Source organism: Bacillus sp. FSL W8-0223, from assembly GCF_038006805.1.
In the GTDB taxonomy this organism is placed as follows: domain Bacteria; phylum Bacillota; class Bacilli; order Bacillales; family DSM-4216; genus Bacillus_O; species Bacillus_O smithii.
On sequence record NZ_JBBOVX010000001.1, the window covers coordinates 1,134,628 to 1,157,938 of the forward strand.

The following is a 23,311-nucleotide window of genomic DNA, read 5'->3' on the forward strand; positions in this document are numbered from 1 at the left end:
TACTTTTCTTTTTTATTAGGTAACTGGTAAACAAAGAAGTATAGTATTTCCACTATTATCCCAAGTGCGAATTAGAATATGGCTATGTACAAGACGCCTAGATTGCTTGCTGACAACTTCTCGGAGAACAGTGTGTAAATAGCGGCAAATAACCAACATAAAGTGAATGTGAAAGCATATTTAACAACTGTAGATAAGAACTTATTTTTAATTTCATTTAAATTTTTAGACAATAGTTCTGCAACGAGAAAAAACGCGGTCACATAACCGATAAAATTCAGGGTGAACCATAAATTTTTTATGAATCCTCCATTTTCAATGTTCACTTCAGGAAGGGAATTTAAAAATTTCAAACCAAAGAAAAAGATTGAAACCGGTATTGATAAAATGACTAGACAAAGGATTGCGACAAGTATAAGGGCAATTATGGCATCGCTATAGTATTATCTCTTTTTGCTCATTTTAGGATCCCTATCCTACAAATAGTTACAGTATTGTAATTATTATACATCTCATTTATGGTATAATAAAGTAATTACTAGAATTATATTCCATCTTTCAGTTTTGACGGGATTGTTGATGAAAACAATTAACAATCTTCATTTTTGAACAGAAACTATTATATTGAAAAATGGAAACCTTGGATTTTAACCTACTTGTTCATTATCAATCGTAGATTATTAGCCATGACAGGGTGGGGCTGCTGGTTCGAGACCAATCGGAATCATTATGAAACCCTATTACTTTGTGTATTCGTTAATAAAATCCTGGTTGTTGAGATATTTCGTACAAAAGTGGAAGCTATTTTTGTGTTGTTTCTTTTTCCTTTTGTGTCAAGCAATTCTCTAGACAAAAATGATTTTCTCCATGTTTTTGAATACTTTGCCATTTTCACAATACCTCTTCTTTAGCACTTGCTCCCTTTCGTATAGTTGTCACTTATGTAACAATTTAACTCTACCAGTCTGTTCTATCCCGCTTGATATGAATACATTTTATTATTTTTTGCCACTAGCATTGCAGTAATTAAATCTGATGATTCAAAATACTAAGAATGTTCAATTTTTTATTGATTTCGAAACAAAAAAATCCTTTACAATGGAAGTACAGGTGGTTCCTGCCCAAATCCAATCGTAAAGGATAACCATTATGGACAAGAATACACTAATTTCATCATTTGGTAAATGGGTTTCACCCATAAATATTCAAAAACTTAGCGAACAAGTCAAAGAATTGAAACAGGACTATTACACAAAAAAGCTGACAACAGAAGCCTATATTAAACTTTTATTGGTAGCCCAGCTGCTCGAATTTAAGAGCTTAGAGGAAATGAGTGATGCACTTGTAGACGAAGATCTTCAAAAAGCACTCGGATTTGAATCGATAAGTGCCTCTCAGCTATCCCGAAAAAACAATCAGATCCACCCACTAATTCTTGCAAATTTGTTCTTGGATCTTGTTTGGAAAATTCAACGGTACCATTATAAAAACGGAAAGAATATGCCACTGAAAATCATTGATTCAAGTACACTCCCGTTGAACTTGACCCATTATAAATGGGCAAAATTCCGGAAAACAAAAGCTGGTGTAAAGCTACACTTACGGCTCGTTTTCATGGATAAAGACACCGTCTATCCTGAAAAAGCAGTGATTACGACAGCAAAAGAACATGACCGAAATCAACTCGAAGTCCTAGTGGATGATCAAGAAGCCATGTATGTGTTTGACCGCGGTTATGTGGACTATGAACGTTTTGATCGGATGACAGATGATGGCTATTTCTTCGTTTCAAGACTGAAGAAAAACGCAGTCATTCGTGAAGTCTATACATTTTCACTTCCTGATGATTGTCACGTTCTATCCGATAAAATGGTCTACATTGGTACCACACAAAATCGTACTGAAAATGTCTTTCGTCTACTAGAAGTTATGGACACAAAAGGGAACTTACTTCGTTTCATCACCAACCGATTTGATTTAAAACCAGAAGAGATAAGTGATATTTACCGATCTCGCTGGGCTATTGAACTCTTTTTCAAATGGCTCAAGCAACACGTAGAAATTAAGCACTTTTATGGAATGAGTGAAACAGCTATTCAAAATCAAATTTTCTTAGCCCTGATCACGTATTGCTTACATGTTCTCATTCAATTGGAGATGAAAAGTAAGAAATCCCTACTTCGAATTACTCGTTGGTTAAAGAGAGCTCTGTGGAAACCAGCTTATGTTTGGTTGCGAAAATTTGATGGGCGAGCCAGTCCATAATCTCCCTTTTGTCGTTGTCGCTCTGGTTTAACTGTATATATTTACCAAATGGGCAGTGCCACCTTTCTTTAGGTTTTGTCTTTTTGGCACAAATTCACAAAAAATAATTAACAGAAAATTCTAACTATATTTATGCAATGCTAATGATTTTTTGCATCATCAATACGTTGTTAACAGAAAAGTCAAACATCATTAACAGATTTTTCAAATTATTATATTGAATTAACAATTTTGGTAATTTACCATTAAATTGTACCCGGGTATTACTGAAATTAACTAATATAACAAAAGGAGGAAATGTGTTATGAAAAGGGGAGTAATTGTAGAGAACAAAGGATGCTCAGCATGTTCCATTGGTGCATTATGTCTAGCTGATGGACCGGTACCTGATTTTGAGGTTGCTGCTATTTCTGGTACTTTCGGGCTTGTGGGGTAAAATTTTAGGGGATTGTTCCAAATAGGTGTCAAGCCTTCACAATGAATAAAATATTTAATTTACCAGTTCATGCATTTGTTAAGGCTCAGACATCATTGGGACGCCCCCCTTGTAAATTGTACAATACAGAATATAAAAATAAATTTTTTATAAGGAGGGATGGAAATGGCCTTAAAAAATAAATATCCCTATATAGGGGATCATATAAGAATTCATAAACTACCATCAGGCGGTGTTCTTGAAATCGATTATTTAAGAGAAGATGTTTCCGCTTCGGATTTTGAGTATCTAGATTTAAATCAAACTGCTTATGAGATTTGCATGCGTATGGATGGCACCAAAACGATTGAAGAAATCTTACAAGCACAATGTGATAAATACAATGAAAATATACATGACCATGAGGGATGGTATTATGATATGATCCATATGCTTTTGAAAAAGCAAGTTATAAAAATAATGGATCAGGCTAAATACAAACTTATACAAGTAAGCGGAAGCAATGAATATCCAATGCCATTACATGCTACATTTGAACTAACACACAAATGTAATTTAAAATGTGAACATTGTTATCTAGAAAGTTCCCCTCAAGCACAAGGGACAATTTCTTTAGAAAAATTTAAGAAAGTTACAGATATGTTATATAAAAACGGTGTACTAACCTGTGAAATTACCGGTGGGGAAGTATTTGTCCATCCAAAAGCAAACGAGATTCTAGCATATGCATTAAACAAATTTAAAAAGGTAGCGATCTTAACAAATGGAACATTATTAAGGAAAGAAAGTGCAGATCTTTTAATAAAATATAAACATAAGATCATTGTGGGCATTTCCTTAGATAGTGTCCGGCCGGAAGTACATAATCGTTTCAGGGGAAAAAAGCATGCCTTTGAACAGACTTGTAAAACGATTAAGTTACTCAGCGATAATGGCATTTTTGTTCGAGTTGCTATGTCTGTTTTTGAAGATAATATGTGGGAAATACGTGAAATGGCCAGTTTAGTAAAAGAACTGGGAGCTAAGTTATTTACTTATAATTGGGTGAATGATTTTGGTAGAGGAAAAAATATAGAACTTCCCACTGTGAACGCAAATGTATATCAAAAGTTCTTATCCTATGAAAAGGAACTACTTGAAGAATTCAAAGATTTAATTCCGATTATTCCATATGAAAGAAAAAGGGTAAGTAATTGTGGAGCTGGATGGCGTTCTATAGTGGTAGATCCATATGGCAATGTTCGGCCATGTGCCTTATTTCCGAAAACATTCTCTTTAGGAAATATTTTAACAGATTCATATGAAAATATATTTAAATCGCCAATTGTCCACAAATTATGGAAATTACAGTCTCCCAAATTTAGTGAACATTGTAAGAAAGGCTGTCCTTTTAATGGATATTGTGGAGGCTGCTATTTGAAAGGATTAAATGCTAACAAACATCATCGTACAAATACTTGTTCTTGGGCAAAAAATGAGAATCTGGAGGATATTCTCCAGCTTGTTTAGGAGGGTTTTTCATGTCAGAAAATCGACAAAATCGCGGAAGTCAACGGAGGGTATTTCAATATATTATTTCATTGATCTTTTTTGCGGCAGCTATTACTTATTTCGTAAAAGGTAATTGGGGTTTAGCCGTTTTCTCTCTAATCATAGCCATTGTGTTTGTCGTTCGAGCAACAAAGGATGTGAAACGATGAATCCTATTTTAGACATTCAACATCTATCCGTATGGTATGATAAAAACAACTTTGTTTTGGAGGATATCAATCTTTCTTTGAAGCAGGGGTATGTTTACGGATTGCTAGGAGTCAATGGCGCTGGAAAAACAACTTTGTTAAATACTTTAACCGGAATAAATCGTTCTTTTAGTGGCTTTTTTAAAATGGATGATATAAAAGTGGAGCCTGATGCAAAATTACATCAATGGCATGAATCTAAAAAAAAACGATATTTTGCCGCTGATTATCCAATGCTGTTCACAGAGATGTCTGCTCGTGAATATGTTAAATTCGTTCATAAGCTTTATCAAAAAATATATAAAGAAGAAGAATTTCTTCAATTAGCTGAAGAGTTTCATTTTACGAAATATGTTAGCCGACGTATTTCTGAATTATCACTTGGAAATCGACAAAAGGTTGTTCTAATAACAGGTCTGTTGCTGAGAGTTCCTCTTTTTATTCTCGATGAACCACTTGTCGGTTTAGATGTAGAGTCCATAGAAGTATTTCATCAAAAAATGAAAAAGTATTGTAAGAATGGAGGAACTATTCTCTTTTCATCCCATCTTCTTGAAATCGTAAAGAGGTTTTGTGACTATGCAATTATTTTGCATAATAAGAAAATCCTTTCTGTAGTAAAAATAAATGAAAATTTAGATTTACATAAGGAATTTTTTGAGGTAATCCGAAATGACTGATTTCTTGCTCATCTTTCATTTATTCATTAAACAGTACTATGGAAAATATAAGAGAAAAGATTTCATCCAAACAATAATTGGTCTTGGCATTCTTGTTCTATTTGAAATTGGTTTAATCAAACAGGCGCATTTAAACGAAAGTATTTTATTAAAAGGTTATATTGTGGGAGCTCTTCTTTTTATAAACGTATATATCACTTCTCTATCTGTAAATACGCAGTGGAAAGAAAAATTTATGGATGTCATTTGCATCATGCCTATTCGGCCACGTGTTTTTTGGACTTCGCAAATACTTTTTCTTTATATTGATATGTGTTTAAGAAGAACATTGTTTTTCATTATACTCCCTATTGTTTTATTTGTTGACCACCATCTATCTGCAAACGATTTATTGGTTTGGTTATGCAAATTTTTGTTTTTAACCATATATTCTATTGTGATTGGCATTGCATTAGGAAATTTGTTGAATAGAAAACAAACACTGTATATGTTCTCTCATATTGCAGCTCTGCTGCTTGTGTTTTGCTCCATGTACCGTTTGCCAATATTGTATATATTGGTATGCATCATCCATATAGGCTGGGTGATCGTTGTAGATTTTCCAAAATTCTTGCAGGTTTCCAACCAGTCTGATAAAAATTCAAAATCACGACATATCGAATTTTCCTTTTATAAAAGGGAATGGAACAGATTTCTTTCATCTAAAGCAATGATTTTAAACTATGCCGTAATGGTTGCTTTTATTGTTTTCTTCTCCTATAACCTAATGAAATTAAAAATGGTTGGATCGGCTACGGTTTTTTTCATTGCTGTTGCATTATTGTTAACCTGTTCACCAATTGCATTGCTTTATTCGATTGAAAAACATAATAGAAAACTATTATTAGCATTGCCTATTAAGAAATGGTCACTATTTTGGCAGAAATATGCTTTCTACATAGGATTGCTGCTGACTGGATATGTTTCAATTATCTTAGTTTTTTCCATATTATTTAAAACACTTATTTCATTTTGGAGTATAGCTCAATGTGTAGAATTGCTTCTAGCGGGAGCATTTATCCGTCTAAAAGCAGATGAATATAGACCAAATTTCGATTGGGAGACAGAACAAAAATTATGGAGTGACTTTAAGAAATACCGGTCGTATTTTTATTGTTTCCCTCTGTTTTTGCCAGCAATAGTTGGAACTTTTTTTTCTCTAATATCCATCCCGATCCTGACGATATTCATTTGGTATATGCTAAACAAGCAAGAAGGTGATTTTATTGGATAAGATACAATTAGATAAAGAGTGGAAAATCAGTTTGTTTCCGACAAAAAAATTTTCAACTGTGTCTATTGCAGTCTATTTCTATGATAAGCTTCAGGACTCAGTAAAGTTTGAAGAAAATACTCTATTTTTTTATTGGTTTAGTTCCTTGAAAAAGAAAATACTGGTTGAAAAGTTTGGTTTTGATGTTGCTGAACGATTTGTTTGCTCGACAAGCCTTTTTTTTAATAATCAGCTTAAAACATATGGAACAAGAATCATTCATCCTAAGTATTCTGACTGTTATGATCAAGATTTAGAAAACATTGTTGATGAACTTGTTAATGTTTTGATTCATACGAAGGATTTAACAGAGGATTTAATGAGAAAAGCTAAGCAAGATCTAATTGCAAAAATCCAAAGACAATTTGCAAATCCGTTCGCATATTCTACGGCTCGTCTTTTGGAAACTGCCTTTCAAAATAAAAGGTACGGAACAGATGTTTTCGGTAACATAGATATTTATCAAAATCTTGATTTCTCTTTTTTGCGAAAAGCAGAGGAATATCTGGATTTTCTCCAACAACAAGACAAACATATTTTTATTTTGGGGAATCTCCGTTTAAATGGATCGACATTTCAAAAAGAAGACAGATTTCTTCATTCTAAACCAGTAATAGTCAATAGCAATTTTTACGAAACTGAGGTTCGAAAAGATTCTATCAACCAGACGATTATTACGTTAGGATTTTCTTGTGTCAATATAGAATGTTTTCAAGATTATTTAAACATGCAATTAATTGACGGGATGCTTGGTAAATATGGTCATTCCAAATTATTTGAAAGATTAAGGAAAAAAAATATAGCACCTTATCATGTTATAAGTCGTTACGATATGATGTGCAACGTCCTACTTGTCTCTGTCTGCGTACCTTGTAAATACGAAAAACAAACAGTAGATGAAATGATAGAAAATATATTAAGATTTGAAATCGATTCTGCCTACTTAGAAAAGACAAAACAGTTTTTTAAGAATGAAGTCTTTTATTTGCTTGATACACCTGAAGGGACAGTGTCCTATTTAAATATGATAAAAACATTCGCTGTTTCACTAGATGATATTGAACTAGAACTCTCAAAAATTACATGTGAAAGCTTATCCAATTTTTTTTGTGATAATGTGGAATACATTGGTGCACATGTTTTAAGGGGGAGTAAAATTGGGGAAATTTGATTTTTTTCATAAATTAGAGTCTATGACAGAAAAAGCGTTTTTAAGAAACAAATTGACTATCTATCGAATAAAATATCCGAATTCATATATGAGATTGGTTAACATTCAAGTGAACTTTGGAAGCAGAGATTATATGCTAAAATCGCAGAATAATATCCAATATTTACCTTATGGTACAGCCCATTTTCTTGAACATCTAATGTTTTGGAAAGGCAATCATAATGTGTATGAGGATTTCTTTAAAAGAAATGCAATTTTAAATGCATTTACCACATATACAGATACAAATTTCATGTTCAATACAAGGCCTGAGTTTGTTTCTGAAAATTTAGAGGAATTGTTTTCGATTTTAAACCAGCACCAACTGAATGATGCAATAGTTGAGCAGGAAAAGCGAGTTATAAAGAATGAAATCGACACAGCCAAAATGGATCAATGGGTAGACAAACATTATAGAATGCTGCACTTATTGTGCAATGGATCCCCTGTAAGTATATACCCGGCGGGTAATCACAGTGATATAGATTCGCTGACAACGAAAGAATTAAAAACTGCTTATCAAACATTTTATCAACCGAAAAATATGAAATTATTTATAATAGGCGGAAGAGAAGAGTTAGATGATATAATTTCTCATAAACTTGAAAGCTATGAAAATAATCAGGAGCATTGCAGCTTAAGCAGACATTTGGAACCCCATTGCGACTTGCTTTCAAAGGATGTTTTTCAAAATTATAAAAGCAACATAGGAATCTCGGGATTTATGATAGGAGTTCTACTGCCCCGTTCCAAAGACAATGAACTATTGTTAAAACAGAAGGTATACTGGGAAATTTTTTTGCGGGCTTTATTCCACATAGGTTCTCCCTTTATTCAGGAGCTGCAGAAATCTAACAAAATATTTCTTCAAAATCTAGCAATGCATACCCATTTTACTGAAGATGTAAGTTTTATAATATTGGATTTACAAGGCGAGAAGTCAGAAATATTGTTTGAAGCATGGAATGCTAATATTCTGAATGACAGGAAAAAGGTATCTCAATGGCTTTCCTATGGAAAAGAAGTTTTCTTAAATAAAATTATTTATGAGAGTGATTATTTACGAAAGCTATTTGATTGGATTTCTGACTATGCGTACTATGATTGCTCTCTTTTAAAGGTATATCAAATCGTTGAAAACATGCGGGATGATGATTTTTTACGACTGATGCACTTTTTTATTGAAGCGAAAAAAGTTTATATCTCATATACATAGAGGTGGTAAAGTTTGAAAATAAAGAAAGAGACCCTTATAGTCATTGCGTCCCTGATGTTTTTGTATATGTTATTAGAATATATTGGATTAATTCAACATGCGGTTAAAATGGTAGCTTTCTATTTTCAGTTTTTGAAGAATGATTATTTAATAATTTTATCACTAGCTTTATGCACTTCTATTGTACTTTTACCTGCTTCTTTATATTTATATAGCCTTCAAAAGTCTATAAAAAAGATGACAGAATCTTTTCGAATCATTCAACAAGAGCATGAAAACTGCTGCCGTCCACATGAACAATATTACTGTGAAAAATATTTTCTAGACTTGCAAAATTTACGCAGAAATTATAAAAATGTCAACCAAACCATCGCGATAGGAGCAATCTTATATCAAGTAGCAGTGTTCGGCTTTTTCATTAGCATTGTTAATCACATACAATTTGATGATCATTCATTTATGATTATTGGATCGATCCCATATATAAAATGGCTATTATTGTTTATTTTAATGATTATCCTTGCAACTCAATTTAGGACATACCTGATAAAAATGTTAAAAAAACAACGGAATATGCAAAAGATTTTAAGTTTAGCTTTCTTCATGATAAGTATATCCTGGTTAACTACGTTTCGACCCAGTGAAATTATATTTCTTATAGCCTTACTGCTCATTCAGCTAACTGGCAGCATTTTGTTAAATAAATGGAGTCATTTCTATAGTAAGGGAAAGTCTTCATTAGTCCATTAGGACATATTTGACATTCGGCAATTGAAAATTAGAAATGGTATATATGAGTTGCTGAGTACACGTGTATTGAGCTTTAATGAGCCTTTCCCTGCAGGAACGCGTCTAAACGAACGAGTCCCCACCTCTGCCGAAACAGTCGAAATAGTGTTGCTCATTTTCGTCTGTTTTTTTAAAATTTTTTCGGCAAATGAAATCACTTTTTTCTGTTGGTTTAAGCAAAAAATCTCTTTCTTGTAATCAACGGTTCACTGTTAATTCTACCAATTGGGAAGCAACATGGCTCTTTTCTTATTTTGGACTTAACTCTACTTAAGAATGCTTAAGTTTACTTTTCTATTAAAATTTGGAAATAAAAACCTATTGGTTGACACAATCGCCATGTTGTATTTATAATGGTTACAACGACGATGGAGGGACAATCATGAAGAGAATCAGCAGCCGTTTTTCAGTGGCGGTGCACATCTTGTTGTTGGTGCATCGGTATCCTATGCTTACTTCTGAAGAAATTGCGGGCAGTGTGAATACAAATCCAGCTTTCATCCGAAAAATCCAATCGAAATTAAAAAAAGCGGGATTGATTGATGTGCGGCCCGGTGTAGGTGGCACTTATCTTTTAAAGGATGTCGATGACATTACGTTGCTTGATGTTTATCATGCTGTTGAGGTAGTAGAACAGAATGAACTGTTTCATTTTCACGAACATCCTAATCCGAATTGTGAAGTCGGAGCGCATGTGGAATCGGTTTTTCGTTCCCATGTAAGGAAAGCCCAATTAGCCATGGAAAAAGAACTGGCACGAACCACTTTAAAGGAATTAACGGAAGAACTGGGGAAAAAAATTAGCGCTGATTCATGCTAATTTTTTTAATTAAGTTGTATCCAAATTGTTTACATCTAAAGTTTGACCTTCATCGTTGGAATAAAGAAAAACAAAAAAACGACTTGAAAGGAGAAAATATAATGAAAATTGGTATTATTGGGGCAGCTGGAAAAGCAGGGAACCTTATTTTGAAAGAAGCTTTAAATCGAGGCCATGATGTGACAGCCATTGTTAGAAATGCATCGAAAGTGAAAGAAAATGTGAGCGTGATTGAAAAAGATCTTTTTGATCTTACTACAGAAGATTTGAAAGCATATGATGTCGTTGTCAATGCATTTGCTGCACCCATTGGACAAGAACATCTTTATATTGATGCAACCAACGCTTTGATTGAAGTTTTGAAAAACGCTCCGAATACAAGATTAATAGTGATCGGCGGCGCAGGCAGCTTATATGTAGATGAAGAAAAAACCACTCCATTATACAAAACTCCTGATTTCCCGGACTTTATTTATCCTACTGCTGAAAACGCAGCGAAAAGTTTGGAAATTTTGCAGCAAACGGATTCTATTAAATGGACGTTTATCAGCCCGGCTGCTGAATTTGACTATGAAGGGAAAAGAACAGGCAGCTATCAAAAAGGAAAAGATCATTTGATTTTCAATTCCAAAGGAAAAAGTTATGTAAGTTATGCTGATTTTGCCATTGCGCTTGTAGATGAAATTGAAAATCCGCAACATATCAATGAAAGATTTACGGTAGTTTCGGAATCTGAATAATCAGGGTTAATGTTTGCATTTGAAATAAGAAGTTTGGAAATAGACAATCGATCATCATTAAAGAGTCTGTCCCAACAAAGGACAGGCGCCTATTTGCATTTCTTCCCTCGATGCACATCAATCAAGCTCAGCACCAATTCTTCAAGAGAAGCATACAAATGCAAAAAATAGGTGGAAGAATGGGCAGACCACAAGCAAATGACAATGGACAGTGAATGAAAGCGGGAGAATGGCCGCAAATGGCGACTGGTGGTGCTATTACTGTTTTGTTTTTTAATCCCGATCAAGAAAGTCCGCTGTGATGATTCTTCATTGTCTTAAATAGGCTCCCCTATTCATTGCAAGTGCCCTTGTCATTCAGACCACTCCAATTCCAATCTCGATGATGTTGATTTGATCAAAAATTTGAAATAGGCGCTCTTTCGAAAAAGATTCATGACAATTTCATACATGCGGACCATACGAATGTCGAAAAATAATAGCAACTGGTTTTCGTGAATGGGGGAACAGCAAAAAATTTGTCGTTTAATCTACCTGTTAGAAGGGTATAGAAAAAGGGGAGGTGTTGTTGTTGATTGAATTTAAGAATGTGACAAAGAAGTATGAGGACGGTTTTGTCGCCATTAAAAACCTTAACTTGACCGTTCATGACCACGAATTGTTTGTGTTGATTGGTCCTAGCGGCAGCGGGAAAACGACGACGATGAAAATGATGAATCGTTTGATTGAGCCTACAAGCGGTGAGATTTTCATCAATGGCGAAAACATTGCAAAGAAAAATCCGGTGAAGCTGAGGAGAAATATTGGCTATGTCATTCAGCAAATCGGATTAATGCCGCATATGACCATTCGCGAAAATGTAGCTCTCGTTCCAAAGCTAAAAAAATGGGACGAAAAACGCTACATGAAAAAAGTGGATGAATTAATTGAAATGGTTGGTTTAGATCCTAAGGAAGTGGGGGACCGTTATCCGGATGAATTATCGGGCGGGCAGCAACAAAGAATTGGTGTAATACGGGCATTGGCTGCCGATCCTGAAGTGATTTTAATGGATGAACCGTTCAGCGCCCTCGATCCAATCAGTCGTGAACAATTGCAAGAGGAGCTGACCAGACTTCAGCAAGAATTAAAAAAAACGATTGTCTTTGTGACTCACGACATGGATGAAGCGATCAAAATCGGGGATCGCATCTGTCTCATGAAAGATGGAGAAATTGTTCAATTAGATCGGCCGGAGGTCATTTTACGCCACCCTGCCAATGAATTTGTCCGCCAATTTATTGGAGAGGAACGTTTGCAAGATGCCTCTAATATACCTGATTTAGAAGAATTGATGATTCCGCCCATTACAGCTTATCCGACAAGAGGATTAGCGGAAGCGTTAAAATATATGCGCAACAAACGGGTAGACCATTTGGTGATAGTCGATCGATACAATCAATATTACGGCGTCGTGAATATTTGGGATATGAGAAAAGCTTATAAAGATGAACAATTGCATCTTATTGATATCGTTCAGAAGGACTTTCCTACTTTGAAAACCAGCGATTCTCCAGAAAAAGCACTGCAAATGGTGAACGAATCCAAAACGGGATTTGTACCTGTTTTAGATGAAAAAAATAAAGTGAAAGGGATCATAAATCGCTCAAGCATTGTCAGTTATGTTGTCAGTCAATTGGCGATGAATAAAGGAGAGTGATTTGCATTAATAGTCTTTGGAAAGAAACAGCAGATGTATTTGTAAACAAATGGAATGACATTGGGAGACTGTTATTAGAGCACATGTATTTGTCGCTAGTGGCGATTGCGCTTGCCATTATCATTGCTGTCCCACTAGGGATCTATTTAACAAGGCATAAAAAGTTGGCCGATCCTATCATGGGCATCGCCTCGGCCATACAAACGATACCAAGTCTGGCTTTGTTAGTATTTTTAGTTCCCTTTATTGGAACCGGAAAGCCGCCCGCTATTGTAGCATTGACGATATACGGACTTCTTCCCATACTTCGCAATACGTATTTAGGAATATTAGGGGTAAATCGCAGTATCGTTGAAGCTGGTATAGGAATGGGAATGACCAGCAGACAAGTATTATGGATCGTTCAATTGCCTCTCGCCCTAAGTGTTATCATGGGAGGAATCCGTACAGCAGCCGTATTGGTCATTGGTGTAGCGACGATGGCAGGTTTAATTGGAGCTGGCGGATTAGGTGATTTCATTTTTAGAGGATTGCAAACATATAATTCCGCTCTTATTTTAGCCGGTGCTATTCCTTCAGCGATTATTGCGATTGTATTTGACCAAATATTAAAACGAGTTGAAAATCGAGCAAAACCTGGAATAAAAAGAAAAAAATGGTCGAAAGGCGCCAAAATTTCTCTTGTTTCCATTCTAGTCCTTGTGATTGCAGCCGTATCAGGGTTCGGAATTTATCAATCAAAACAAAAAGAAAATACAATTGTGATTACGGGAAAAAATTTTACGGAACAAGAAATTTTGGTTCATATGTATGGAAAATTGATAGAAGATCGCACCAATTTGCATGTTCAATATAAGTCTTTTATTAGCGGAACGGTGCCGGTATTTGAAGGAATGCGAAAGGGCGATTATGATTTAGCTGTTGAATACACTGGAACTGGATTGATGAACATCCTAAAAGAAAAAATCCATACAACAGATCCAAATGAAGTCTATCATCATGTAAAACAACAGTATGAGAAAAAGTATCATTTAATCTGGTTAAAACCAATTGGATTTAATAATACGTATTCACTTACCATTCGCAATGAGGATGCGAAAAAATGGAATGTAAAAACCATTTCGGATCTTGCGAAAAAAGCACCCCAATTAACTCTTGCTTCCGATCCTGAATTTTTAGAACGAAAAGATGGATATCCTGGTTTACAAAAGAAATATGGAATTAAGTTTAAAAATACCATGTCCATGGATCCGGGAATTATGTATAGTGCTTTAAAAAATCATAAAGTAGATGTTATTGATGCTTTTACAACTGACGGACGCATACCAGCATTCCATTTATATGTGTTAAAAGATGATAAACATCAATTTCCTCCTTATAATGCAGCACCGGTTATACGCGAAGAAGTGCTGAAAAAACATCCGGAATTGGAAAAAGTGATTAATTTACTTGCAGGAAAGATCACAAATGAAAAAATGCAGCAGTTAAATGCAGAAGTCGATTTGAAAAAGAAAGATTATGATGACGTGGCTGAACAATTTTTAAAGGAGGAGGGGCTGATTCAAAAGTAATCCTCTTATGAGAAAAAATGTAGAGAGGAATGAAAATGGGGCCCTCTCATAAGTCGGTTAAACCGGCTTATGAGAGGGCCTTTTAAGTTGATTCACAAATGGATAAAAAATGCTATAAAATTAGAGACTAAATTGTATTGGGAAGCTTTTCACGCCAAATACAAATGGACTTTGAATGGGCTCAAGTTCTGTATGTTTTGCTAGTTCTAGTTTAGAGAAAGTGGTTAATAATACTGAAAAAGCAACTTTTGCTTCCAGTCGAGCTAAAGGAGCGCCTAAACAAAAATGGATGCCATATCCAAAACCTAAATGTGGATTTGGGTGGCGTTCCAGCATAAAACGATCCGGTTGTTCAAACTTTTGCTCATCCCGATTAGCTGCCGCTACCCAGCTAATCACTTGAGATCCCTTGCGAATCGTATGGCCTCCAATTTCGACATCTGCCGTCGCAGTACGTCCAATTGCTTGGATTGGAGGATAGAATCGAAGAGTTTCTTCAATTAAGTTGGGAACCAAAGAAAAATTTTTTCGGACTGTTTCTTGAGTATTTGTATCTTCTACCATATATCGAACAGCATTCACAATGAGATTCGTTGTCGTTTCATTACCCGCGACTAATAATAAAATACAGAATCCGAGCAACTCTTCTTCCTTTAGTCTTTCTCCGTCCACTTCTGCTGCCAATAATAAAGAAATTAAATCATCTTTTGGGCTTCTTTGTCGCTCCTGTATGATTTCTTTAAAATAGTCATTCAGAAACTTGGCTCCTTCACGTCTTCTTTTCATCATCATATTGAAGGCCTCGTCCGAATCATCCTCGGCTCCAGACACAAGAATATCAGAATAGTTTTTAAAAAGTTCCCTGTCTTTTGCCGGGACTCCCAATAATTCCGCAATGATAATGACGGGAAGCGGAGCGGCAAAATCACGAATCATTTCCAATGTTTCTTTTTCCTTTGCTTGGTCCAACAGGGAGATTGTAACGTCCTGAATTCGTTGAGAGAGCTCGTTGACAGCTTTGGGAGTAAACGTTTTATTAATAAGATTTCTCATTTTTGTATGTTTGGGCGGATCCATTATCAATATACTGTTTCTTTTGTCGCCGATCCCACGATTAGAGGAAAATAATGCAGGATTTTTTAAGATGAAATGAACATCTTCGTATCGAAATACATCCCAACATTCTCGAATGGGGTCATATCTTACCGGTGTTTTTTTTCGCAAAGTGTTATAAATAGTAAAAGGAAACAACTGATCTTGTACAGATTGAATCTCTTTCATAGGAATCAGATTTGCGTAACGTTTTGTTTCGTAGGAGGTTTTCTTTGCAGTGGCCATGATTTCATCTCTCCTTTAATTTTTATCGGGAATATTCGCCAGTAATGTTTTTCCTTTTTACCATAACATTCTAAAAAATTACTATCAACAGACATATTATGCAAAAAATGTCAATCAATCAAAATGCCTAAAAATTTGGTTTTGATCCATATCTCCTATTGGTCTTTCTACTTACCATGGTGGAGGTTGGTTCCATTTGCATAACGTTTATGGCGCTTTTTTGCGTTCCAACTAAAATCTATCAAGTTGAACCACTATAAATTTAGTTAGTCTATATGACAGCCAATAAAGGAAGGAAAAAGAGGATTTACTTGAAATGTAATATAGAAGTTGAGGGATTTTAAAAACGAAAGATATATAATGAAACTTTTATTCAGCGGTATGAAGGAATGAATATAATCTCATCTTAATAGTCGTAGTTTTACTTACGTGCTTCTTGGTTTCTTCAATTGGAAACATTGGTATCAGGAACGTGGGCAAGAATGATCATGCCAATGATGAAGAGAATAACAAGGCTAAACACACCTGCATTGGTGTTTCCTGTGAGCTGTGCTGTGAAACTGACTAATAATGGACCTAAAATAGAAGCAAACTTTCCGAAGATGTTATAAAATCCGAAAAATTCATTGGCGTTCTTTTTGGGAACAAGCTTCGCAAAATATGAGCGACTTAACGATTGAATGCCTCCTTGAGAGCTCGCAACAAGCATCGCTAATATCCAGAAGTCCAACGTTGTTTTTAAGAAGTAGGCATAGATGCAAACGATGATATAGACGAAAATGCCTGCATAAAGCATCTTTTTCTCTGTGAATTTTTCGGCCAATCTCCCGAACAGAATGGCAAACGGAGCAGCAACGACTTGGGTGACAAACAAAATCACTAACAGATCGGAAGAACGGATGCCTAAATCCGTTCCATACGCTGTGGACATCGTAATGACGGTACCGACACCGTCAATATAGAAAAAATACGCGAGTAAGAATAAAAACAGAGTGCGGTACTTTTTGATTTCTTTTAGTGTTTTCAGAAGCCGTTTAAAGCTCTCTGCAATGGGATTCGCTTCACGTTGAATATAAAAGGCTGCCGGACGTTTCGAAACATCGGTATGGTGAATAATCCCCACCAGATGGCGGTCATAAGGAAGGCTATTTTGCTTGCAGATGCGGTGGAAAGCGGAATTATTTTACTTTGAGCTAAAATAATGATCGCGATGCTTACGATAAACGGGATTGTGCTGCCGATATAGCCAAAGCTAAAGCCGCGAGCAGATACACGATTCATGCGTTTATCTGTGGTTACGTCGACAAGAAAAGCATCATAAAACACAGTGGCCCCGTTCGATCCGATGGCAGACAGGGTATAAATGATTAACAAGATAAGCCATTGATCACTTGGGATAAAAGCCAATAAAGCCGTAAAGGATACACCTAGGGCAAAAAAGAACGCAAAAAACCGTTTCTTCAATCCTTGATAATCGGCAATGGTCCCTAAAATAGGCCCTAACATGGCTATAATAAAGGTGAAAATGGAGATGGTGTAGCCTAAGTAAGCCGTAGAATCAGCAGCGCTGACGCCGGCATTTTGGGCAGCCGCTTTATAATATAAAGGAAAGACAGCTGTCGTAATGATAAGAGAATAAGCAGAGCTTGCCCAATCATAGAAAACCCAGCTGTTCTCTTCTGTTGTAAACTTTTTCATCATTTTGCCCCCCAAGTAAGCCCTACCTATCTCACATTTTACTTAAAAATTCGTTTGAAAAGACATAAGATTTAAAATTTAACATTCTTTACAAAAAAATAAATTTTTTAATTTGGGATTCTCCTGTGTTGCTGACAAAATGTAAAAAAACTCCAATGTAAATGTTATCAATGGAATATAATTCTAACCTTTGAGATGTGATTATTGCCTTAAAGTGTGGAGATGTCAATGTTGTTCCAGGAATATACAGTAAAAAAACAGATTTCTCTAAAACATACTTATTTTAATGGAGCTATCTACCTCCAGAATGAAAAAGAGAATGTGCCGAAAGTAGTTATGTTATGGCGGTAAGAAAAAGAAATACGGAACTCTTAAATTTTTTGAATGATATGATATTAAAATTTCGAGAAACAGGTAAGATTCAAAAAAATATCTAGGAAACCGAAACTTGTTTGTGTAACGAACCGTGTGCGGCTCCGCCAATATGGGTAGGAGATTTTTCGCTAATGAATTCGTGCCCCGGTTTTGCATCAACAATCAGATATCGTCCATTGTGGGAATGAAAAGAACTATAAAGGCGGGCAAGGGCATCCGGATAATTTCCGTATTGGATGTCATTTTCCTTTATCGCCAGATCCAAGATCGAAGCGTCCCCTTCCAACGTCCAAGACTGGTTATACGGATCCGTAAATTTGCCGTTAGGGCGGAATTGAAAGGTATCTTTCGCTTTTTCATTCGCCACATGAATCCAATCATTTTCTTTCCACGCAATAAAACCAATCCTTGAATCGTGTTTTAATTTAGAAGCAATCTCAGAAAAAGAAATGTTGTGATCCAATGTGTAGATAAAAGCCATCCGCTCATTCACAGCAAGGACAATTTGATCATTTTCCTTGATGGGTTCACCCAATTTAGAAATTCGGTAATTCTGTAATAAGGAGTTTAATGAAATGAGGGATTGGTTTTTGTCTTTTCCAATTGGGGATTGACCGCTGTCTCCCATGACAATCCACACTGCTTTTTTGAGCGCTTCGTCCCACGAGTCATAAGAATTTAAAATGTTTTGAAGCTGTTTATCGGCTTTTTCAATTCCCTTTATAGCCATTGGTCCATTTTATGAACAGTATGGTCATTGCTTGGCAAATAGGCAATTGTAAAAGCAGGAAGTTTCTTTTTTTGAATCAGGTATTTGACTTCTTGTGCGGAAAAGTGATCATTAAATCCAACATTTTGCCAGAAATGGTTATAACGGTTGTTCGGATCAAATTGTGAAAACCGTCCGAACGAAAACAAGATCGGTCCATTTGTCTTTAATTGTTTAGGCAATAAACGAAAGAAGGAAATAGGTTTTGGAACGTCAAGAGTTTGCTCATAATCGCCGCGGTATATAAGACCGTTAATCGAAGCAGAATGTTTTTTATTCTTTTCCAACTCTTCATGAATCGTTGTAACCAATTTGCTTAAATGTTGATTATTTAAATGATACAAAATGTCTTTTAAAACCTGTTTGGTACCAAGAGCAACAATTTCTTTTTTTCCGCTGCCATAATTGACAATCCGTTTTTCTTTTTCGTCGTACCAGACGAGCCCGGGGATATTATGATGGTCCGGATACGTTCCGGTCAGCAATGTACTGTCGATCGTTACGGACATGGTGGGATAGGAACTAACCACATTTGGATAATATTGTCCATTCCGTATAAGAAATTCAAGCGCCGGAACTCGTTTTTCTTTCATCGCTTTCTGTAAAGGTTCATCCATCAAGGAGTCAATCATTAAGAAAATGACAGGTCTTTTAGGCTGTGTAACCTGGTTTTCAACTTTTGTAAAATTGGAGTTAGAGGAGTTGTTTGAGAACAAGAAAAATAATAGGAGAATCAATCCTGTTACCGATAGTATTAAAATGATTATTTTCAAAGTGACTCAACCCTTTTTATAGTTATCTGTTTCGTTTAGTTCAAGTTATAGTATGGCAAATGACAACCTAACTATTCTTTTACGGGACAATCAACGTTTGGATACACTTCCTAATTTTGTTTTGAAAGGAAAAAGGCAGCTGTCAAAAAAAGCTGCATAGTAAAAAAACCTTTTGAGTAAATTATTTTTTACCTATTCCTTTTTCTTATGGGATGTATATATCGCATTATGTATAAATATAAGAAAGGAGTTTTTTAAAACAGTCATGGTGCAAATGATAAAGGATATTGTGGAAGAAATAAAAAAAATGATCGTAGCGTTAATTGAATTTGATTATGAAGAGGCTTTTGAAGAAATGAACAAAAAATAAAAATAAGGGTTTGGCCCCTTTTGGATCATTATGGTTCAAATAACATATAAAGCACTGGGTTCGATTCTAATCCGGATAGGAGTTTGTTCCATCATTTCCCCATCCTCATGAAAACTATACGGTATAGGCGGTTTAAACTATGGAAATTTAAGCAGCCGGCATGATGATAAAAACTTTTGGATGAGTGCCGGTGGAATTAATAAAGCTGATATGCGGATGATTGGGTGGGATATTTTGTTTATAAAGGGATTTAATCCCGAGAAAAACGCGATGGAAATCAGTTTGCCGCCCAACATTTCTCCTAAAAGGGCTTCGGTTGATGCGATTGAGCATTGGATGATCTATAAAGAGCATCCTAGTGTAGGTGCCATCGTTCACATACATGCTTGGATGGATGGAGTACAGGCAACCGAAATTAATTACCCCTGTAGTACCATTCAATTAGCTGAAACGGTAGCCGATTTAGTAAGGAAGGCAGATGATCCATCTAGAGCTATCATCGGGCTAAAAAATCATGGCCTTACGATTACCTGTCATAATTTGGATGACATTTTTGATTGAATTGAAGGACGAGTTGTTTCACAAGTTCCAATGTTATAGATCACATTGGTTGGATAATGAGATCAGGTCTAAGGGAATGCTTGTCAAGGTTATCTCCGAACGGTTTGGCCACAATAAAATGATTACACTTGATACTTCTCACAAATTCTTCCAACTATGGAGGAAGAAGAGACACGCAATATAGATGAAATGAAAAAATATTTTCGCATGTGACAATAGGTTAGTTTCGCAATTGCTACTTTGGGTCAGATTGATATTGATATAAAAGAAATTGAGCAGTATTGTAAGTTTATCAAGAGGTCCAAGTTTGGGAGTGGGAAAGATTAGGCTAATTACAGTCCCACTCTCGCACGAATTTCTTAAAAATGGGGATTCTATCAACTGTTTTCATTTTGTGCCGTGAAGAAGACTTTTCGGATTTTTCTGTTGACATGGATGTCGACGCTGGTTTGGATATTGAAATAATTCCTTTCATTTTGAAGTAATCGGTCTACTTCTTTTGTGAGAGCAGCGAGCAGTTTTTATAAAATAAAAAATTCTGAAGATTTTATGAAACTATCGTTCTAAATTAGCCAAAAATCCCTTTTGCTTTTAATTCAAGAATCTCTTCTTTCGAATAACCTAATTCTTTTAACACTTCTTCTGTATGTTCTCCTAAAAGACTGCCTATATGTTTATATTGTGCTTTTCCTGCAGAAAATTTGATGGGGCAGGCCAGTTGCTTTTGAGTTGTTCCATCCTTTTTAGGAACTTCTACGACCATTTCACGAGCTTTTAATTGAGGATGTTTCGTTGCTTCTGAAAAGGAAAGAACAGGTTCTACGCATGCCTGTGCATCTTGGAAAATATTGCGCCACTCTTCAAATGTTTTTTGTAAAAATGTCTGTTGAAGCTCTCTTTTAAACACTTGCAGATCTTCCGGTCTTTCGCTCATTGCAAGATGGATTAAATCAGTTCTTCCAATTCCTTCGCATAATGCTTTTCGAAACGGCGATTCCAGACTTCCAACTGAAAAATAGCGGCCGTCTTTTGTTTCATAATAATCATAAAAAGTTCCGCCGTTTAGCAGCATTTTTTCCGGTTCTATTTCCACACCGCATGCCAATGCACCCGCTCCGTAAATGGCGTTTAAAGCAAAAGCTGCATCTGTCATACTGATATCGATCCATTGACCTTCCCCGGTTTTTTCTCGATGGTAAACAGCAGCTAAGATGGCAATGACAGCGTGCAGTGATCCCCCGGCAACATCTGCTATTTGTATACCAGAGGCAACAGGTTTTTCTCCTTTTCTTCTCATATTATCGGCCACACCGGAGAGCGATAAATAATTGTTGTCATGTCCGGGGCGATTTTTATATGGACCTGTTTGGCCGTAACCGGTAATGGAACAATAAATAATGCGGGGATTGATTTTCTTTAACGCTTCATATCCGACACCTAACCGATCCATGACACCCGGTCTGAATTGTTCCATAATAATATCATATTTTTTCACTAGACGTTTCACGATCTCCACAGACTCTTGTTGTTTTAAATCAAGGGCTATCGAGCGCTTCGATCGATTTAAATAACTGTGGGCGGCCGATTGACCATTGTCCATCGGAGGAAATTGCCTGATTAAATCAAATCTCGTGGGAGATTCGACTCGCAAGACATCAGCGCCTAAATCAGCTAACATCATCGATGCATATGGTCCAGGCAGGAGAATAGAAAAGTCGAGTATTTTTAAACCTTGTAAAAGCATCACACCACCTGCTTTTTATATATTTGGATCGTTTTCATCTATCAGCCTGTAAAGAATATAGATGATTTTGTAGCTATCGGCATAAAGTAACAGAACTTAGAATTAAATTATTTCCAATTCATTCTTTCCAGCAACGAAGTGATATGGGCGAGGTGATGTTTGGAATGCCAGGCATATAAAGCAAGAGCTTGGTTTAGATCCATGATTTTTCCGCTTACCGGATGTATAAAGCGGCGAGAAAAATCTTTTTCGTCAAGCGAGCGAAGCAAATAAACCCAGCGGCTATGTACTGTTTCCAGCAACGAAATCGAAATGGCTGGATTCATCTGAAAGCTGTCAGGAAGTTCTGCCCATTTCTTTTCGTTAAAAGGTTTAATGGTGGGTTGATCCTCTGTTAATGCCAATTTAAACCGAATATATCCGTTCATATGACTGTCAGCAAGATGGTGGACCACTTGCAGCAACGTCCATCCACCTTCACGATAAGGCGTTGTAAGTTGTCCCATGCTTAAGTCTTTTACAGCGTTCTGTAGGAGGTCCGGCAATTGTTGCAGCACGTGGATAAAATGTTGTCTCATGTCTTTATCGATGGGGTCCGGCATGATAAATCGACCAATCGGGTATTTTAAATGTTCCATCGGACAACCTCGTTTCGCAATTTTTTTAAAATACAGAAAAAATATAGCATAAAAAGAGAAAAAATTGAACAATTCCCGAACAATATTCATGAAGACTCTTGGTTTCAACATAATAGCTGTTCATGAAAATAAAGAGCCGTCGAAGTGAAATGACTGTGGTAAACGAAGGGACGAGGAAAAATAGAAAAAATCACCGTGCATAGGACGGTGATGCGGTGAACATCTTGCAGGGGCGGCCATGTATCCGACAAGAAAGAGTCTGATCATACGTCATTTTTTCATGGTTGAATAAAATGAATCGCTTTCCTGCTCGGTCTTTTGATTGACGCGCCAAATCAAATATTCGGTTTGAAGTTGCGACCAGATAAATCCACTGATCATTAGCCAAAAATAAAGTTTTCGAACTTGGCTGCTTTCTTTTCTTCTATTCCAAATGGCCGAAAAGAAAGCAGTTATGACATGCGCTGCTATAGGGAGGAAAATTCTCAATTTGTATCACCTGTTTTGATGAATTGATCGTGTCACGGCTGAGTAATACCAAAACCTTTCCATTGTGATATTTAGTATG

General features: G+C 36.0%; 17 protein-coding genes and 2 pseudogenes. 13 read left to right on the forward strand and 6 right to left on the reverse strand.

What is annotated here, in order from left to right; all coding sequences use genetic code 11:
* Positions 1-1,149 precede the first annotated feature (1,149 nt).
* From NST81_RS05690 to NST81_RS05750, 12 genes are all read left to right on the forward strand, one after another.
* On the forward strand, positions 1,150-2,265 hold the full coding sequence (locus NST81_RS05690; RefSeq protein ID WP_003352762.1) for an IS4 family transposase: 1,116 nt from the start codon (positions 1,150-1,152) through the stop codon (positions 2,263-2,265).
* 304 nt (positions 2,266-2,569) lie between these two features.
* On the forward strand, positions 2,570-2,701 hold the full coding sequence (locus NST81_RS05695) for a subtilosin A family bacteriocin (protein WP_048622935.1): 132 nt from the start codon (positions 2,570-2,572) through the stop codon (positions 2,699-2,701).
* 165 nt (positions 2,702-2,866) lie between these two features.
* Positions 2,867-4,210: a subtilosin maturase AlbA gene (locus NST81_RS05700; RefSeq protein WP_048622936.1), complete on the forward strand. Its 1,344-nt coding sequence runs from the start codon at positions 2,867-2,869 to the stop codon at positions 4,208-4,210.
* Between the two features lie 11 nt (positions 4,211-4,221).
* Entirely contained in the window at positions 4,222-4,401 is a 180-nt protein-coding gene (locus NST81_RS05705) for a hypothetical protein (RefSeq protein WP_048622937.1), read from the forward strand.
* Positions 4,398-5,120: an ABC transporter ATP-binding protein gene (locus NST81_RS05710; protein WP_341028829.1), complete on the forward strand. Its 723-nt coding sequence runs from the start codon at positions 4,398-4,400 to the stop codon at positions 5,118-5,120. The genes NST81_RS05705 and NST81_RS05710 overlap by 4 nt, the downstream gene beginning before the upstream one ends.
* Positions 5,113-6,393: a hypothetical protein gene (locus NST81_RS05715; RefSeq protein ID WP_048622939.1), complete on the forward strand. Its 1,281-nt coding sequence runs from the start codon at positions 5,113-5,115 to the stop codon at positions 6,391-6,393. The genes NST81_RS05710 and NST81_RS05715 overlap by 8 nt, the downstream gene beginning before the upstream one ends.
* The gene (locus NST81_RS05720; protein WP_328203340.1) at positions 6,386-7,603 is read left to right on the forward strand and encodes an insulinase family protein; all 1,218 of its coding nucleotides are present in this window, start codon (positions 6,386-6,388) and stop codon (positions 7,601-7,603) included. The genes NST81_RS05715 and NST81_RS05720 overlap by 8 nt, the downstream gene beginning before the upstream one ends.
* The gene (locus NST81_RS05725; RefSeq protein WP_328203343.1) at positions 7,590-8,858 is read left to right on the forward strand and encodes an insulinase family protein; all 1,269 of its coding nucleotides are present in this window, start codon (positions 7,590-7,592) and stop codon (positions 8,856-8,858) included. Before NST81_RS05720 ends, NST81_RS05725 begins: the two co-directional genes overlap by 14 nt.
* Positions 8,859-10,029: 1,171 nt before the next feature.
* Complete coding sequence (locus NST81_RS05735; RefSeq protein ID WP_048622943.1) at positions 10,030-10,467, forward strand: Rrf2 family transcriptional regulator; 438 nt, start codon at positions 10,030-10,032, stop codon at positions 10,465-10,467.
* A gap of 101 nt (positions 10,468-10,568) precedes the next feature.
* Positions 10,569-11,207, forward strand: coding sequence for an NAD(P)-dependent oxidoreductase (locus NST81_RS05740; RefSeq protein ID WP_048624403.1), 639 nt, complete (start codon positions 10,569-10,571; stop codon positions 11,205-11,207).
* A gap of 571 nt (positions 11,208-11,778) precedes the next feature.
* Positions 11,779-12,906 carry an ABC transporter ATP-binding protein gene (locus NST81_RS05745; protein ID WP_003354191.1) on the forward strand — a complete coding sequence of 376 codons (1,128 nt, stop codon included), beginning with the start codon at positions 11,779-11,781 and terminating at the stop codon, positions 12,904-12,906.
* Entirely contained in the window at positions 12,903-14,477 is a 1,575-nt protein-coding gene (locus NST81_RS05750; RefSeq protein WP_341028834.1) for a glycine betaine ABC transporter substrate-binding protein, read from the forward strand. Before NST81_RS05745 ends, NST81_RS05750 begins: the two co-directional genes overlap by 4 nt.
* A 120-nt stretch (positions 14,478-14,597) precedes the next feature.
* Here the strand turns inward: NST81_RS05750 and NST81_RS05755 are convergent, their stop codons facing one another.
* The 4 genes and pseudogenes from NST81_RS05755 to NST81_RS05770 form a co-directional block, all read right to left on the reverse strand.
* Complete coding sequence (locus NST81_RS05755; RefSeq protein ID WP_341028835.1) at positions 14,598-15,815, reverse strand: cytochrome P450; 1,218 nt, start codon at positions 15,813-15,815, stop codon at positions 14,598-14,600.
* A 445-nt stretch (positions 15,816-16,260) separates the two neighbouring features.
* Positions 16,261-17,516, reverse strand: a pseudogene (locus tag NST81_RS05760) (MFS transporter).
* A 430-nt stretch (positions 17,517-17,946) separates the two neighbouring features.
* Positions 17,947-18,618 carry a hypothetical protein gene (locus NST81_RS05765; RefSeq protein WP_244878042.1) on the reverse strand — a complete coding sequence of 224 codons (672 nt, stop codon included), beginning with the start codon at positions 18,616-18,618 and terminating at the stop codon, positions 17,947-17,949.
* On the reverse strand, positions 18,609-19,430 hold the full coding sequence (locus NST81_RS05770; protein ID WP_341028837.1) for an alkaline phosphatase family protein: 822 nt from the start codon (positions 19,428-19,430) through the stop codon (positions 18,609-18,611). The genes NST81_RS05765 and NST81_RS05770 overlap by 10 nt, the downstream gene beginning before the upstream one ends.
* 481 nt (positions 19,431-19,911) lie before the next feature.
* Between NST81_RS05770 and NST81_RS05775 the strand changes: the two are divergent.
* Positions 19,912-20,361 (forward strand): annotated as a pseudogene (locus tag NST81_RS05775) (class II aldolase/adducin family protein); the annotation flags it as partial.
* 568 nt (positions 20,362-20,929) lie between these two features.
* On the opposite strand, the gene NST81_RS05780 reads toward NST81_RS05775, so the two are convergent.
* Complete coding sequence (locus NST81_RS05780; RefSeq protein ID WP_445662357.1) at positions 20,930-22,105, reverse strand: CaiB/BaiF CoA transferase family protein; 1,176 nt, start codon at positions 22,103-22,105, stop codon at positions 20,930-20,932.
* 107 nt (positions 22,106-22,212) lie between these two features.
* On the reverse strand, positions 22,213-22,743 hold the full coding sequence (locus NST81_RS05785) for a YfiT family bacillithiol transferase (protein WP_341028840.1): 531 nt from the start codon (positions 22,741-22,743) through the stop codon (positions 22,213-22,215).
* Between the last annotated feature and the right edge of the window lie 568 nt (positions 22,744-23,311).

Excerpts from the sequence above, each read along its gene's own strand:
- NST81_RS05740 (WP_048624403.1), top strand. The coding sequence starts at position 10,569 with ATGAAAATTGGTATTATTGGGGCAGCTGGAAAAGCAGGGAACCTTATT.
- NST81_RS05710 (WP_341028829.1), top strand. The coding sequence starts at position 4,398 with ATGAATCCTATTTTAGACATTCAACATCTATCCGTATGGTATGATAAA.
- NST81_RS05755 (WP_341028835.1), bottom strand. The coding sequence starts at position 15,815 with ATGGCCACTGCAAAGAAAACCTCCTACGAAACAAAACGTTACGCAAAT.
- NST81_RS05765 (WP_244878042.1), bottom strand. The coding sequence starts at position 18,618 with ATGGCTATAAAGGGAATTGAAAAAGCCGATAAACAGCTTCAAAACATT.
- NST81_RS05705 (WP_048622937.1), top strand. The coding sequence starts at position 4,222 with ATGTCAGAAAATCGACAAAATCGCGGAAGTCAACGGAGGGTATTTCAA.
- NST81_RS05780 (WP_445662357.1), bottom strand. The coding sequence starts at position 22,105 with ATGCTTTTACAAGGTTTAAAAATACTCGACTTTTCTATTCTCCTGCCT.
- NST81_RS05700 (WP_048622936.1), top strand. The coding sequence starts at position 2,867 with ATGGCCTTAAAAAATAAATATCCCTATATAGGGGATCATATAAGAATT.
- NST81_RS05695 (WP_048622935.1), top strand. The coding sequence starts at position 2,570 with ATGAAAAGGGGAGTAATTGTAGAGAACAAAGGATGCTCAGCATGTTCC.
- NST81_RS05735 (WP_048622943.1), top strand. The coding sequence starts at position 10,030 with ATGAAGAGAATCAGCAGCCGTTTTTCAGTGGCGGTGCACATCTTGTTG.
- NST81_RS05785 (WP_341028840.1), bottom strand. The coding sequence starts at position 22,743 with ATGGAACATTTAAAATACCCGATTGGTCGATTTATCATGCCGGACCCC.
- NST81_RS05715 (WP_048622939.1), top strand. The coding sequence starts at position 5,113 with ATGACTGATTTCTTGCTCATCTTTCATTTATTCATTAAACAGTACTAT.
- NST81_RS05690 (WP_003352762.1), top strand. The coding sequence starts at position 1,150 with ATGGACAAGAATACACTAATTTCATCATTTGGTAAATGGGTTTCACCC.